Origin of the sequence: Dactylosporangium sp. NPDC005555 (assembly GCF_040605635.1) — a bacterium.
In the GTDB taxonomy this organism is placed as follows: Bacteria; Actinomycetota; Actinomycetes; order Mycobacteriales; family Micromonosporaceae; genus Dactylosporangium.
Window position 1 is genome coordinate 1 of the sequence record NZ_JBEXDG010000005.1, and the last position, 14777, is coordinate 14777.

Genomic DNA, 14777 nt, shown 5'->3' on the forward strand with positions numbered 1-14777 from the left:
CCCGGACCTGGTCCGCAACGACTTCGGCGCAGGCTTGCCCAACCCGTCCGACGACGGAGGCTTCGACGAGTTCGACGAATCCTGCCCCAACCGGGCTCTCAGGTCCGCGTTCTCCGCCCGCAACACCGCGTTCTGCTGCCGCAGCCCGGCATTCTCCACCCGCACCACGGCGTTGTCCCGCTCAAGCTCACCGACCCGGGCCTCCAACCGGGCAAGCCGCTCCAGCAGCTGCTCGATCGACGAAGTCCCAGACACCCGACCATGATCCAGACATCAATCGACCCAAGTCAAACCGACCCGCCGACCAGCACCTGACCAGTAACAGAAAAGTAAGGTCGTGGCACGGGCCGCCTCCCCCCGGTAGGCGCTGCCCCTTCATTGTCCCGGTTGCGCAACACCAAGTCCAGCGCAGGCGTCAGAGCGTCCGAGGGCACGATAATGGCGCGCAGGCCGGCGGTGGACGGCTGGGGATCGGGGATCTTCGCTTGACAAGTGGGTGGGGGAGACGGGCAGGATTCGGCGTGCGGATTCTTGTGGTGGGTGGCAGCGGGTTGATCGGGGCGCATGTCGTGGACGTGCTCCGCGAGCGGGGACACCAGGTGACGACCGTGGCGCGGAGCGCGCAGCCCGGGGTGGACCATCTGCTCGACATGGACAGCGCGTCGGCCGACGAGTTGCGGGCGGTGCTCGCCGGGCATGACGGGGTGGTGTATGCGGCTCGTACCGACGAGCAGAAGCCGCTGCGCAAGCCGATCCATCCGCAGTTCCGCCGCGACATCGTCGACCCTGTGGTGCGGCTCTTCACCGCGGCCCGGGAGGAAGGGCTCACGCGCGGGGTCGTGATGGGGTCGTACTACACGTACTACGACAGGCTGCGTCCCGAGCTGCGGTTGACGCAGCGGCACACGTACATCCGCTGCCGCGTCGAACAGGCCCAGGAGGCACGCGAGGCGGCCGGGCCGGGACTGCCCGTCGCCGTGCTGGAGCTGCCGTTCGTGTTCGGCCGGGCGGGGGACCGGCTGCCGAACTGGGCCGGAGCGCTGGACCGCTGGGCCAGGTCGAGGTCCCCGCTGCTCGCTCCTGTCGGCGGGACGGCGGTGACGTCGGCGCGGGCCGTCGCGGTGGTCGCCGCCGACGCGCTCGAACGGGGCAGCGACGAGGACATTCCCGTTGCCGACGAGAACCTCACCTGGGACGAGATGCTCGGCCGGGTCGCCGCCGCGGTCGGGCGGCCCCGCAAGGTGCGCCGCATGCCCGCCGCCGCGGTCCGGGCGTCGCTGCGGCTCGGCGGGGCGATGCAGGCGTTGGGGCGCAAGGAGCCCGGCGTCAACCCGTCGTACCTCGGGGACGTGCTGCTCGCCGAGCTGTACATCTCGCCGCTGACCGGGCGGTCCCTGGACGGCTCCGTCGAGGAGACGTTTCCGCGTGAGCCGTGAGCCGTAAGCCCGCCGACGCCTGGCTCGCGCGTGTCGGCGGTGAGGGCGGCCCGCTGCTGATCTGTGCCGCCGACGCGTTCGCGGCCTGGGGCGGCGCCGTCCTGGCCGACGACCACGAGCTCGACCCGGGCTGCGACCTGGCCCGCGCCACCACCGTCCTGTACCCGTCGGACGACGACGAGTTCGACGCCGGGCTCGTCCGCTTCGGCGATGGTGGCAAGCACACCGGCCTCGTGTGGGAGATGGACGGCCCCGGCACCGCGGAGGTCGCGGCCACCGGCGACGGCGGCCTGCTCGTCATGCGCTCATGGGTCCGCAACGCCGACGGCCCGCGCCGGTACGTGACCACGCCCGTCGCGCGGGCGAGGGAGCTGCCGGTCGCCGGGCTGGACCTCCCGACCGGCCGCGTCGCGATCGTGTGGGCCCCGGTCGCCGCCACGGACGTGACCGGCCTGCCGGACGGCCGCTCGAACGCCGGCCCGACCGCACTGGACCTGGAGCACATGCTCGGCGTCGGCACCGTGCTGCCGCTGCCGTCCGGCGCCTACCGGGTCAGCTGCGGATGGCTGGACGGGACGCGCGGCCGGTACGCGCCCGCGGAGGAGCAGCACGGCCCGCCGGTCCCCGGCAACGACGACGACTGGAGCTGCCGCTGGCTCCGCCTGACCCCGGCGGGCTAGGCCTCGGGAGCCGTCGGCTCCGCGCGACGGTTGCGGGCCTTGTTGCGGTTGCCGCAGCGCTCCATGGAGCACCAGCGGCGGTTCCCCGGGCGGGACGTGTCGAGGAAGATGAGCTCGCAGGGGTTGCCGGCGCACTCGCGGAGCCGGGCGCGCAGCTCGGCGGTGCCGATCACGTCGAGCGCGTCGCGGGCGAAGGCGCCGAGCAGCTGCCGGCCGGTGATCGGGGTGACCCACCGCCGGCTCAGGTCCGCCGGGTCGACGCGGAAGCGGGGCGGCGGCGCCGCGTAGCCGTTGATGGTCTCGATGTCGGCGGCTGCCACGGTACTGCGCTGGGCCAGCGCCGGCGCGACGGACCAGAACGTGTCCCGCAGGTGCCGGATCCGGTCCAGGTCGCCCGCGCTGATCCGCACGTCACCGACGGTGAGCGGAGCGGTCGCGGCGAGGCGGGTGCGGGTCAGCCAGTCCGCGAGGTCCTCGGGCCGGTGCAGGATCTCCCAGCGGCGCCCCGCGCCGGGCCCGCCGGTGGCGAGCAGCTCGATGCTGAGACTGCCGGGATCGAACGAGAACCGCTGACCGTCGGCGCTGGTCAACACGTGGATACCGGGGTGCACGTAACCAGTTTAACCGGTGCAGTCCGCGGGTAATCGACGACCGGAAGGGGGCGACATGACTATCGCAACTGAGTTGAAGCAGCTCGAGAAGGAGATGTGGCGCGCCAACCGCGAGGGCGACGGCGGCTTCTACGAACGGGTGGTACGAGATGATGCCCTGACCGTGAGTAAACACGGGGTCGCCGGGAAGGCGGACATCGTCCCGAACGTCACCAAGAACGAGAACCCGTTCCTCAAGACCGATCTGACCCACCTGAAGGTCGTGCAGATCAGCGAGGACAGCGCCCTGGTGACCTACAAGGCGACGGTGACCGCGCTGATCGACGACGAGAAGCAGAAGTTCGAGGTCTTCGCCACGAGCGTCTACGCCCGCGAGGACGACGAATGGCGCAGCGTGTTCCACCAGCAGACCGAGGTCTGACCCTGGCGGCACGACGGGCCCCGGCCGACCGGCCGGGGCCTTACAGTCTGCGGGTGGTCACGTTCCCGGTCGATGCCGTCACGCCCGCCGGCGCCCCGCTGCCGACCCGCGCGGATCTGCCGGCGCGCTCCAGACCGCGCGTGGCGGACGCCCTGCGGGGCGTTCCGGTGCTCGGCAGGTCCCTCGCGTTCCTGCTCGACGCCGGCGGCGACGTCAGCCACGTCGAAACCGGCCGTCTCGCCTAACAGTGCCGCGCCGGCCAGGCCACGTACGGCAGGCCACAACCGGCGCACATCCGGATCCGTGCCGCGAGGGGGCCGCCGAACAGGTCGATCGCGTCGCGGGCCAGCAGCGACAAGACCTCCGGCACGGGCACCGGGCGGTCCACGGAGCGGCGGCCGTCGGGGCGGAGCACCGGCCGCGGTGGGGTGACCGCCGCGGCGGCGTTGAGGGCCAGCCGGTCGACGATGCTCGCGGGAGCTCCTGCCGCGGCCCTCGCCGCGGTGCGGCGCACCGAGTCGCGCAGCGCGTGCACCGGCGCGATGTCGGCCGCCGTCGTCGTGATGCTGTCGAGCCCCGTGACGGCACCGAGCCATCGGGCCGGGTCCTGAGCGCCGGCGGGGTGCAACAGGTCGAGGGACATCCGCCCGGTCAGTGCCGCCATCCGTCCACCCTAGGCGACGGCCCCCACCGAAGAGCCGACCGGCGGAGGCCGTCTAAAAGAGGCCGTCTGAGAGGAGGAGCAGAGGTCAGGTGGCGATGGTGGCCGCCAGGGCGCGGACCGTCGGCGACTCGTACAGCGACCCGACCGTGACGGGTGCGCCGAGCCGTTCGCTGAGCGCCTGCGCGAGCTGCAACGCCCGCACCGAGTCGCAGCCGAGGCTGAAGAACGAGTCCTCCCGCCCGATCCGGGGCACCGACAGCACGTCGGCCGCGGCGGACGCGACGAGCTCCTCCAGGCGGCCCTCCGGCGCGACGTAGCCCGCCGCGCCGGACCCGATCGCCGCGAGCACCGCCGACGGGTCAGGGGCGCCGCCGCGGTCGCGCTCGATCCGGGTCGTCACCGCGATCCGCGCGAAGATGCCCTCACCCGCGAGCCGTGCGGCGACCGCGGACCGGACCCGCTGCGGGTCCTCCCCGGGGCCGGGCACCACCGCGACCGCGATCGTGCCGCCCCGCAGCTGGTCCGCCGCCAGGAACGGTTTGATCTGCTCGTTCGACGGGTCCGCGCCGATCAGCAGGTGCACCACCCCGGCGTGCAACGCCCCGAGGAACGCCAGGGTCCCGCGGGCCGGGTCGATCAAGGTGAGCCCGCGGTGCCGCGCCGCGGCGACGAGGGGGCTGCCCTGGTTCATGCCGGGCCCGTCCCACATGCTCCAGCCGAGGCTCTGCGCCCGCCGCCCGGTCGCCGACCACCGCTGCGCCCACCCGTCGAGGACGGCGTTGGCAGCGGCGTACGCGCCGAATCCGGTGCCGCCGAAGACGCCGTTGACGGACGAGAACACCACGACGGCCGTGTCCGGACGGGTCTGCAGGAGCCGGTCGACGACGGCGCACCCGCCGGCCTTCGGGCGGAGCATCCCGGCGAGCCAGTCCGCGGTCTCGGTCCGCAGCTCGTGGTCCGTCAGGTGCTCCCACTGCGGCGCGACCGGCGCCCCGGCCAGGTGCAGCACCAGGTCGAGCCCGCGGCCCCAGGCGGCCTCCGCGTCGGCGACCTCACGGGCGAGGGTGTCGGCGTCGGTGACGTCGGCGGTGCGGTACCGGACCTCGCCGACCGACGCGAGAATCTCCAGGGCCTCGCGGGAGCCGTCGTCCAGGCGCGACGCGGGGGTGCGCCCGACGATGAGCAGCCGTGCCCCGTGCGCGGCGACGAGGTGCTCGGCGATCGTCCGGCCGAGGCCGCCGAGCCCGCCGGTGACCAGGCAGGTGCCGCCGCGGGGCAGGACACCGGCCGGGACGTCGAACGCCTCGGGCAGCGACGTGGTGCGCAGCCGCTGGACGAGCGGGGCGCCGTCGCGCACGGCGACCACGTCGTCGTCGTGCCGCAGCTGCGCGAGCGCGGCCAGATCGGCGCCGGCGGGCGCGTCGAGAAGGCTGACCCGGGCGGCGACGCGTTCCGAGGCGGCGGTCCGCACCAGCGCGGTCAGCCCGGCGAGCTCCGGCACGACCACGTCGCCGTCGGCGGCCCGCACGGCGCCCTGGGTGAGGACGGTGAGCTCGGCGTCGGGCCCGACGGCCGCGGCGACCGTGAGGAAGTCACCGAGCGGGTCCGGGGAGGCCGCCGTGGCCACGAACAGCACCTGCGTGGCCGGGCCGAGGTCGGACAGCGAGGCGACCCGGTCCAGCCAGGCGGGACGCGGCCCGCTGACGAAGACGGCGACGGGACCGGACGGGCGGGGGCGCAGCGGCGCGGCGGCGGACTCCCAGACGACGGACAGCGCCGGGAGATCTGCGTCGTCCTCGACAGCGGCGGTGGGCCCGGTGGCGTCGGCGTAGCAGCGGTCGTCGAAGGTGCCCTCGCGCCAGCCCTCCAGGAGCCGCTCGCGCTGGACCTTGCCGCCGTTCTGCCGAGGGAACTCCCGCTCCGTCACCGGCACCAGGAAGGTCGGGCGCAGCGCCAGGTCGCGGGACAGCGCGGTGCGGATGTCGTCGACCACCGCCGGCACGTCGTCGGTCGCCGGGACGAAGAACACGACGAGCGCGTCGGTGCCGGTGTCCTCGTCGGGCACGCCCGCGACGGCCGAGCACGCCGGTCGTACACCGGAGACCTGCTCGACGACGGCCTCGATCTCGTGGGCCGGGAAGTTGGCGCCGTTGACGATGACCATGTTCTTCTGCCGGCCGGTCAGGAAGAGCCGCCCGTCGCGCAGGAAGCCGAGGTCGCCGGTGTCGAACCAGCCGTCGCCGGTGAAGCTCTCCGCGTTGGCCCTCTCGTTGTGCGCATATCCGTTCTGCACCGTCGTGCCGCTGATGTGCAACCGGCCGACCCGCCCCTCGGGCAGCACCGCATCGGACGGGTCGACGATGCGCAGCGCGACGCCCGGGATGGGCCCGCCGACCTCGGTGACGACGACCGCGCCGGGGGTGCCGGCGGGCAGCTCACGCAGCGCGCCGTCCAGGGACGCGGGCACCAGCGCGATCGTGCCGGCGCCGGGGTCGTCGCGGTGCATGCGCGAGTACGTGACCCCGGACGACGTCTCCGACATGCCCCAGCAGGGGATCATGGCGTCGGCGGGCAGGCCGTGCGGGGCGAGCAGCTCCACGAAGCGGCGGGCGGTGCGGGCGACGACGGCCTCGCCGGCGTTGCAGATGTTGGTGAGCGTGCGCAGATCCCAGGACCCGGCGGCGATCTCGTCGGCGCGCTGCACGACGAGGGAGAAGGCGAAGTTCGGCGCCCACGTGCAGGTCGCCCGGAACTTCTCGACGCAGTCGAGCCACAGCAGCGGGCGGCGGATCACCGACCCGGTGCGGACGTTGACGTGCTCGCAGGTGAGGAACACGTCCCGCAGGTTGAACATGATCATGCCGCCGACGTGGTCGAGCGGCATCCAGTTGAGCGAGACGTCGTCCTCGGTGAAGCCGTTGGCGGCGATCGTGGCGTACGTGCGGGCGACGATCGTGCGGTGCCGGTGCTGGACGCATTTCGGGGTGCCGGTGCTGCCGGAGGTGAGCAGGTTGACGATCAGCGACTCGGGGTCGGGCACCGACCAGTCCGCAACGACGTCGCCGGAGAGCGAGTCCGCCGCGAGGACGCGCAGGCCCGGCAGCCGGTCGCCGAGGGACCGCACGCCTTCGGACAACGCGGCGTCGGCGATCACGGGGGGTCTGCCGAGCAGCTCCCACGCGGAGGCGAGCTTGCGCACGGCGGCGTTGTCGCCGCTGTACTCCGGTGCGGCGGCGACCGCGGTCGGCATGAACCCACCGAGGACGCACGCCCACCAGGCGGTGACGAACGTGCGGCTGTCGGCGCACTGCAGCAGCACGGCGTCGCCGGGGGCCAGGTCGTGCCGGCGCAGGCCGCCCAGGACGCGGCGGGCCTCGTCGTAGAGCTCGGCGTAGGTCTGCCGGTCGGTGCCGCCGTCGGGGAGCACATACGTGGTGCCGCGGCCGGGCGCGATCCGGGCGGCGCGCTCCAGGGCCTCGGGCAGCGTGGCGACCGCGTCGGGCGGCGGCACCGGCTCCGGGCCGCGGACCAGCGCGGGACGGTCGGCGGGGACCTCGACGCCACTGGGCAGCCCGCCGGAGTCACGGGCGGCGGACCTGCGGGCGTTCGGGGCGCGGAGCTTGCGGTCGAAGACGGCGGCGGCGTCCTGCACGCCGGCCGCGCCGGCCGCGATCCGGGCGATGGTGTCGGTGGTGCTCACGGAGACGTCCTTCCCTCTGGGGGGCCCTCCAGGGCGGCGGCGATCTGTCCGGCCGCCGCCGCGGTCAGCCCGACGATGAAGTAGTGGCCGCCCTCGACGGTCACGCCGGTGCGCCCGGCGGTGGTATGGCGGTCCCAGCCGGCCATCGCGGTCTCGTCGACCGAGCCGGTCGTGCCGCGCACGGTGGTGATCGGGACCGGCAGCGGCGGGCGCGGGCGGTGCCGGTAGGCCTCCCAGAGCGCGAAGTCGCCGCGCAGCACGGGCAGCAGGAACTCCAGCAGCTGCGCGTTGCCGGCGACGGCCTCGGGCAGCCCGCCACGGTCGCGGATGGACGCGAGGAGGTCCTCGTCCGGCTGCCGGTGCAGCGGCTCGGCGGGCGGCGGGGCCTGCGGTGCGGGCTGCTCGCCCACGACGAGCCGCTGCGGCCAGGTGCCGAAGCGCTTGCCCATCTCGTGCGCGACCTCGTAGGCGAGCAGGGCGCCGGCGCAGTGGCCGTACAGGGCGTAGGGCATCGTCGTGTACGGCCGCAGCGCGATCGAGCACGCCGTGACGAGCCCGGGGATGCTTCCCGGCAGGTCCTCACGGGACCGGTCCTCGTGCCCCGGGGGCTGCACGGCGATGACCTCGACCCACGGCGGTAGGTGCGCCGCCATGCCCTGGTAGACGGACGCGCCGCCGCCGGCGAAGGGCAGGCAGATCAGCCGGAGCCGGGCGCCTTCCCGGGGCACCCGGCGCACCCACTGCGAGTCGGTGGCGAAGCTCACCGTGGAGGTCGTCATCGCGCGTCCAGTTCCGCGGCGAGCTCGGCGATCTCCTCGTCGCTGCGCCCTTCGACGGCCGCCAGGGCCTCGGCGAGGGCGTCGCGCTGCGCGCCCTGGGCGGAGCCGGCCGCGTCGACCAGCGCCGACAGGCCGGACACGGTCGGGGTGGCGAAGAACTCGGCGATCGGCACCGCGACCCCGAAGACCGCGTTGACCCGCGACGACAGCTGGATCGCCTGGAGGCTGGTGCCGCCGGCGGCGAAGAAGTTGACGTCGTTGCCGATGCGGGCGCCCAGCAGTGGGGCGAACACCTCCTCGCGCATGGTGCGCTCGGTCGGGGTGCTGTTCTCCTCGTCGGCCTCGGTGAGCTCGTCGACGGCGGCGAACTCCACGGCGGGCAGCCGGCGCCGGTCGATCTTGCCGCTCGGCGTCAGCGGCACGGCCTCGAGGGGCACCAGCACCGAAGGCACCATCGCCGAGGGCAGCCGGCCCGCGACGGCGGAGCGGACCGTGTCCAGCTGCAGCTCCCCGGCGCGCTCCGGCACCACGTACGCCATGAGCAGCGCACCGGTGCGAGGATCGTTGGCGACCTCGGCGACCGCCTGGGCGACCCCGTCGACCGCCTGCAGCGCGGCCTCGACCTCGCCGAGCTCGATCCGCACGCCGCGGACCTTCACCTGCCGGTCGGCACGGCCGACGAACTCCAGCTCGCCCTCGTCGTTCCAGACGGCGAGGTCGCCGGTGAGGTAGCGGCGGGAGCCGGGCGGGCCGTCCGGGTCGGGGCGGAAGCGGTCGGCGGTCAGGTCGGCGCGGCCCAGGTAGCCGCGGGCGACACCGAGCCCGGCGACGGCGAGCTCGCCGATCGCGCCGACCGGGAGGACCCCGGCGCCGGCGGTGTCGACGACGTAGGCGCGGTGGTTGGCCATCGCCCGGCCGATCGGTGGCGACGACGTCCACTCGCCCTCGCATTGCTTGGCGACGACGGTGACGGTGGTCTCGGTCGGGCCGTAGCCGTTCCAGAAGCCCCGGCCGCGGGCCCACCGGGTGGTGAGCTCGCCGGTGAACGCCTCACCGCCGACGAACGCGATCCGCAGGTCCGGGTAGCCCTCGGGGGCGAGCAGCTCCATGATGGCCGGCGGCAGGTCGACGACGGTGATCCTCCGCTCCCGTAGGACGGTGTCGAGGGCGTCGACGTTGCGGCGCTGGTCCTCGTCCATCACGTACAGCTCGGCGCCGTTGAGCAGCGACCCGAAGATCTCGAACACGGACACGTCGAAGCCGGGCGACGCGAAGTGCAGGACCCGGTCGGCGGGGGTGAGGTCGAACATCCCACGGACGGTCCGCACGAAGTTGGCGGCGTTGCGGTGCTCGACGATGACGCCCTTCGGCCGGCCGGTCGAACCCGACGTGTAGATGACGTACGCGGCGGACGCGGGCGGCACGACGGCCGGCGCGCCGCGGTGGCAGGCCACCTCCTCCGCAGGTGCGACGTCGGCGGGGTCGGTGCCGACGACGAGCCGCAGCGGCTGCGGGATCCTCTCGGCGGTGCCGGGGGAGACGACGACGGTGCCCGCGCCGGTGTCCTCCAGGATCATCGCGAGCCGCTCGTCGGGCTGGCCGGTGTCGATCGGGACGTAGGCGCCGCCGGCGCGCATGATGCCGAGCACGGCGGCGATGAGCGCCGGGCCGCGCTCCATGACGACGGGGACGAGGTCGCCGAGGCCGACACCGGTGGTGACGAGCTCGTCGGCGATCCGGCACGACCACGTGTCGAGGGTGCGGTAGGTGAGGCTGCCACCCTGCCAGGACAGCGCGGTGTGGTCCGGGCCGGCGGCGACGACGTCGGCGAAGAGCTCGTGCAGCGTCGTGTCGGCCGGGTCGCCGATCGGGGCGTTCCAGCGCTCCAGGACGTCCGCGCGCTCCTCGTCGGTGCCGATGCGGGCGTCGCCGAGCGGCCGGTCCGGCCGCGCGCACAGCGCGCCGAGCGTCTGCAGGAACCGCTCCAGCAGCCGGGTGGCGGTGCCGCGCTCGTACAGCGACGTCGCGTAGCGGACCGCCGCGGTGGGCCGCGCGCCGCCGCTGACCTCGAGCGCCAGCTCGAACGTGCCGGCGCCGGCGTCGACCTGCTCGCAGCCGATGCGCACGCCGTCGGCCTCCACCGGCGCGGCCGGCTCGCCGGTGTCGGCGAAGCCGATCTGCACCAGGGGCAGCCTGCCGGCGTCGGGTTCGACGCCGAGCGCGTCGAGGATCAGCTTGAACGGCAGGACCGCGTGGTCGGCGCCGGCGTGCCGGGCGGCGCGGATCTCGGCGACGACGGCGGCGAACGTGTCGGCCTCGTCGAGCTCGACCCGCAGCGGCACGAGGTTGCCGCAGTCGCCGACGAGCAGGTCCGGGTCGAACGGGCCGGGCACGTCGGTGGGGACGCCGATGGTGAGGTCGCTGCGGGCGGTGTGCCGGGCGACGACGACGAGGAACGCGGCGAGCAGCACGTCTCGGCGCTCGTGCCCCGGCAGGCCGTCGGCGGCGGCCAGCAGTTCGGTGGGGACGGGGACCCGGACGACGTCGCTGGTCAGGTCGAGCAGGCGCGGGCGGGCGTGGTCGGCGGGCAGCTCGGTGCCCTCCCAGCCGGCGAGGGTGCCGCGCCAGTACTCGGCGGCCTCGCGGGCGGCGTCCTGCCCGGCCCACTCGCGCTGCCAGGCGGCGTAGGCGCCGAAGTCGACCGGCTCCTCCTTCCACTGCGGCGCGCTGCCCGCGACCCGGGCCTCGTAGGCGACGGCGAGGTCGCGCTGCAGCACGCCGGCGGAGCGCGGGTCGAGCACGATGTAGTGGCTGGTGAGCACCAGCAGGTGGCGCTCCTCGTCGGCGCGCAGCAGCCTGCACCGCACCATCGGCCCGGAGTTGAGGTCGAGGCCGCGGCGCAGCTCGTCGTGGACGATCTCGTCGGCGCGTCCGCGCAGCCGGTCGGCGGGCACGTCCTCGACGTCGAGGCGGAGGTCCTGCGGGGTCTGCTGCACGTGCTGGGTGCCCTGCTCGTCGTCGTCGGGGAACGTCGAGCGCAGCACGGTGTGCCGCTGCTGCAGGTCCACGAGCGCGGCGCGCAGCGCCTCGGGGTCGAGGGGGCCTTCGATCGGGAAGGCGAAGCCGAGCCCGTACGCCCGGCTGCTGGGGGCGAACCGGTCGAACAGCCACAGCTGCTCCTGCCGCAACGACAGCGGCGCCGATCGGATCCCCGACGAGACGCCCTCCAGCCGGGCCAGCAATTCGTCCCGGCGCTCCCCGGGGAGCCGGCGCAGTCGACGAAGCAACTCGCTCTGTTGAGGCATGGAACGGTCCTCCCAGTCAGCGTGCGGTTGAGTACAGGCTATACAGACTTTGCCGAGTTTGCCATTTGAGACCATGGATACTTCACAGTCAGCACGAGCCGAGGGACCCCGCCGTCGCCGGGGTCCCTAGGTGCGCGAAGGTGCGCGAAGGTGCGCGAAAGGGCCGGTCAGCCGGCGCGCATTCGTTCGGCCAGGACGTCGATGAGCTCGGCCGGAGCCTCCAGGAAGCTGTAGTGCGTGCCGTGCAGGAGCACCTTCTCGTAGGGCGCCCACAGCGGCCAGCCGGTCATCAGCCCGTGCGGCACCTCGACGTCCTCGTCCCAGCCGATGCCCGTGATCGGGCAGTCGACGGTGCCGGCCGGGCGCCAGTACACCCGGTTGGCCTCGACGTCGGCCTCCATGGTGTCGATGAAGAGGTCGACGAGCTCCTCGGCCGCGGACCCGGCGGCGCCCATCGCGCTGAGCAGACCGGCGATCTCGGCGCGCAGCCCGTCCTCGTCGAGGCTCAGGAACCGGCCCCACGGGCCGTCCTGCGGCGCGACCTGGCTGGACATGAAGCACTGGTGCGGCGGCGTCAGGCCGCGTTCGCGGGCCTGGATCACCGTCTCGAACGCCGGCAGCGCGCCGCCGCAGTGCCCGAACACCGCCCACGGGCGGCCGGTGACGATGTCGCCGATGTCGTCGAGCATCATCTTGGTGACGTCCTGGTAGGTGCCGAAGTGCGGCTCCCGCATCCGGTTCTCCCGGAAGGGCTGCTGGATCGGCACCACCTCGGCGTCGCCGACGCTCGTCGGCCAGCCCTTGTACATGGAGGCGCCGCAGCCGGAGTACGGCATGGCGAGCAGGAGCATCTTCGCATCGGGTGACGGCTCCCGCAGGAACCAGCGTCTCTGCCGCGGGTCCATCACGCCTTCTCCCCGATCACCACGCCGTTCGCGCCGGGCGAGTCGAAGCGGACCGTGCGGACCCGGGCGCACCCGGCGTCGCGCAGCCAGCCGCTGTACTCGGCCGCCGTGTAGTTGCGTCCCCAGCAGCCGACGAGCATGTTCATGCTCATCAGTGCCGCGTCGACCGGTCCGGACTTGTCGTCGTCGACGAGCAGCTCGCTGATGAGCAGCGTGCCGCCGGACGGCAGCGCGTCCAGGCACGCGGCGATGATCTTCCGGTTCTGCGCCTCGTCCCAGTCGTGCAGGATCATCGACAGCAGCACCGCGTCGTGCCCGGTGGGCAGCGGGTCGTCGAAGAAGTCCGCCGCCGTGGTGCCGACCCGCCCCCGCAGGCCGGCCGCGTCGATGCGCTGCCGCGCGAGTCCGCACACGTGCGGCAGGTCCAGCACGGTGCCGTTGAGGTGTTGGTACTGCCGGCAGAGCTCCAACAGGGTCGCGCCGGCGCCGCCGCCGACGTCCAGCAGGCGGCGCACCCCCGACAGATCCACGGCCCGCGCCAGGTGCCGGGCGGTCAGGGTGGAGAAGGCGAAGAGCCCGTCCCAGAACGAGTCCGGCCGGTTGCCGTCGGCGAACATGTTGCGGTCCGGGTCCGGCACCGGCTTGGTCGGCGCGTCGGTGCGCACCGCCTCCGTCGCCTTCAGCCAGCCGGGCGCGGTGTATTTCGCGACCATCTGCACGTAGTCGGCGAAGTAGTCCGGCCGGCCCGGCACCAGATAGGCGTCCGCGACGGCGCTGTTGTAGTAGCGGCCGTCGCGCTGCTCCAGCAGGCCCAGCGCGGTGCACGCGGTCAGCAGGATCTCCGCCGGGCGCGGCGCGATGCCGAGCCGCTCGGCCAGCTCCGGCGCGGTCGCCCCGCCGTCGGCGAGGGTCTCGAACGTCCCGGTCTCGATCGCCGCGGTCAGCGTCTGCGACCGCCACAGGCCGGTCGCCAGGTCGATCAGCAGCGTCGGCGGCGGTGCCGTCGTCGTCTCCACGGTCATCTCAGCGCTCCTCCCCGGCCCGGAACCGCACCGGCACCTGGTCGAACATGATGTGCCGGCCGTTCTCGAAGTGCAGTTCGCTCGGGCCGGCGAGGTCGAACACCGGCAGTTCGGCGAGCGCGTCCAGGACCGCCGCGAACTCCGCCCGGGCGAGATGCACGCCCATGCAGTGGTGGATGCCGTGCCCGAAACCCAGATGCTGGTGGGAGTTGCCACGGTCGGGGTCGAACGCGTCGGGATCCGGGAACTTCTCCGGGTCGCGGTTGGCGGCGTCGAACAGCAGCACCACGCGGGCGCCTTCCGGGATCGTGGTGCCGGCGACGGTGACCTCGCGGGTGGTGATCCGGGTGAACCGGTCGGTCGGGCACCAGCGCCGCAGCGTCTCCTCGGCGACGGCCGCGCGCAGCTCCGGCTCGTGCCGCAACCGCAGCTGCAGCGCGGGATCCTGGCCCAGGGTGTGCACCAGGCGGGTGATCGAGTTCATCGTGTTGTCGTGCCCGGCGACGCAGAAGCTGACGATGATGGAGTACAGCTCCTCGTCGGGCAGCGGCTCGCCGTCGCGGGTCATCGCCGCCAGCCGCGCGATGTAGCCGCCGTCGGGCTCGCGCCGCACCCGCTCGATCTCCTCGGCGAGGATGTCGTGGAACGCGGGCCAGAACTTGCTCGCGTCGCGGTCGGTGGAGATGTAGGTCCACATCGTCTTCGTCGCCGCACGGACCCGGCCGCGGCACTCCTCGGACAGTCCGAAGGCGACGCCCAGCACCTCGATCGCGAACGGCTCGGCGAGCTCCTTCATCAGGTCGCCGTGCCCGCGCTGGGCCACCGGGGCGAGCAGCCGGTCGGCCATGGCGCGCAGCTGCGCCTCCAGGTCGCCGATCGCCTCCCGGGTCATCGGCGCGGCCATCCGGTCACGGATCTCGCGCTGCTGCGGCGGGTCGAAGTCGATGGGGGAGAACATCGGCATCCCCTCGGCGCGCGGGAAGTGCACGCCGCGGGCCGAGCTGTAGGTCTGCCAGTCGGTGAGGGCCGCGCGCACGTCGGCGTACCGGGACAGGATCCAGACGCCGCCGTACGCGGGGGAGTAGGTGACGCCGCGGTCGCGGATCCCGCTGTTGACACGCTGCGCGGTCTCGGGGGTGTATTCGGGGTCGTGATGGTCGAACGCGGTCACCAACCTGTCGGTGGCTTCCGCAGCCTCTGTCGTCATGCCAGCCTCCAAGCCGGGTCGGTGGGCCCATGGGGGTTCCCGTGGGC

The 14777-nt window shown here is 73.7% G+C and carries 13 protein-coding genes; 4 read left to right on the plus strand and 9 right to left on the minus strand.

Features of this window, described 5'->3' with window-relative positions; all coding sequences use genetic code 11:
- Nucleotides 1-255 (minus strand): DUF6444 domain-containing protein (locus ABZS58_RS07355; protein ID WP_354778604.1); only part of this gene is annotated, 255 nt, incomplete at its 3' end.
- 266 nt (nucleotides 256-521) lie between these two features.
- Between ABZS58_RS07355 and ABZS58_RS07360 the strand changes: the two genes are divergently transcribed.
- Together ABZS58_RS07360 and ABZS58_RS07365 are read left to right on the plus strand one after the other, a co-directional pair.
- The gene (locus ABZS58_RS07360) at nucleotides 522-1436 is read left to right on the plus strand and encodes an NAD-dependent epimerase/dehydratase family protein (protein ID WP_354778606.1); all 915 of its coding nucleotides are present in this window, start codon (nucleotides 522-524) and stop codon (nucleotides 1434-1436) included.
- Nucleotides 1433-2116: a hypothetical protein gene (locus ABZS58_RS07365; RefSeq protein WP_354778608.1), complete on the plus strand. Its 684-nt coding sequence runs from the start codon at nucleotides 1433-1435 to the stop codon at nucleotides 2114-2116. The genes ABZS58_RS07360 and ABZS58_RS07365 overlap by 4 nt, the downstream gene beginning before the upstream one ends.
- Here the strand turns inward: ABZS58_RS07365 and ABZS58_RS07370 are convergent.
- Nucleotides 2113-2727 carry a CGNR zinc finger domain-containing protein gene (locus ABZS58_RS07370; RefSeq protein WP_354778610.1) on the minus strand — a complete coding sequence of 205 codons (615 nt, stop codon included), beginning with the start codon at nucleotides 2725-2727 and terminating at the stop codon, nucleotides 2113-2115. The genes ABZS58_RS07365 and ABZS58_RS07370 overlap by 4 nt on opposite strands.
- A 55-nt stretch (nucleotides 2728-2782) precedes the next feature.
- On the opposite strand from ABZS58_RS07370, the gene ABZS58_RS07375 reads away from it, so the two are divergent.
- Both ABZS58_RS07375 and ABZS58_RS07380 read left to right on the plus strand, forming a co-directional pair.
- A complete protein-coding gene (locus ABZS58_RS07375) occupies nucleotides 2783-3148 on the plus strand; it encodes a nuclear transport factor 2 family protein (protein WP_354778612.1) in 366 nt (121 codons plus the stop codon).
- 53 nt (nucleotides 3149-3201) lie between these two features.
- Nucleotides 3202-3393, plus strand: a complete 192-nt coding sequence (locus ABZS58_RS07380) for a hypothetical protein (RefSeq protein ID WP_354778614.1) — start codon at nucleotides 3202-3204, stop codon at nucleotides 3391-3393.
- Here the strand turns inward: ABZS58_RS07380 and ABZS58_RS07385 are convergent.
- The 7 genes from ABZS58_RS07385 to ABZS58_RS07415 form a co-directional block, all read right to left on the minus strand.
- Nucleotides 3390-3812, minus strand: a complete 423-nt coding sequence (locus ABZS58_RS07385; RefSeq protein WP_354778616.1) for an ABATE domain-containing protein — start codon at nucleotides 3810-3812, stop codon at nucleotides 3390-3392. The two genes, ABZS58_RS07380 and ABZS58_RS07385, sit on opposite strands and share 4 nt — an antisense overlap.
- Before the next feature lie 85 nt (nucleotides 3813-3897).
- On the minus strand, nucleotides 3898-7512 hold the full coding sequence (locus tag ABZS58_RS07390; protein WP_354778618.1) for an SDR family NAD(P)-dependent oxidoreductase: 3615 nt from the start codon (nucleotides 7510-7512) through the stop codon (nucleotides 3898-3900).
- On the minus strand, nucleotides 7509-8291 hold the full coding sequence (locus ABZS58_RS07395; protein ID WP_354778620.1) for a thioesterase domain-containing protein: 783 nt from the start codon (nucleotides 8289-8291) through the stop codon (nucleotides 7509-7511). Before ABZS58_RS07395 ends, ABZS58_RS07390 begins: the two co-directional genes overlap by 4 nt.
- Complete coding sequence (locus tag ABZS58_RS07400; protein ID WP_354778622.1) at nucleotides 8288-11596, minus strand: amino acid adenylation domain-containing protein; 3309 nt, start codon at nucleotides 11594-11596, stop codon at nucleotides 8288-8290. The genes ABZS58_RS07395 and ABZS58_RS07400 overlap by 4 nt, the downstream gene beginning before the upstream one ends.
- Before the next feature lie 167 nt (nucleotides 11597-11763).
- Entirely contained in the window at nucleotides 11764-12501 is a 738-nt protein-coding gene (locus ABZS58_RS07405) for a thioesterase domain-containing protein (protein WP_354778624.1), read from the minus strand.
- Nucleotides 12501-13523, minus strand: coding sequence for a methyltransferase (locus ABZS58_RS07410; RefSeq protein WP_354778626.1), 1023 nt, complete (start codon nucleotides 13521-13523; stop codon nucleotides 12501-12503). The genes ABZS58_RS07405 and ABZS58_RS07410 overlap by 1 nt, the downstream gene beginning before the upstream one ends.
- Nucleotide 13524: 1 nt before the next feature.
- On the minus strand, nucleotides 13525-14730 hold the full coding sequence (locus tag ABZS58_RS07415) for a cytochrome P450 (protein WP_354778628.1): 1206 nt from the start codon (nucleotides 14728-14730) through the stop codon (nucleotides 13525-13527).
- Nucleotides 14731-14777: the final 47 nt, after the last annotated feature.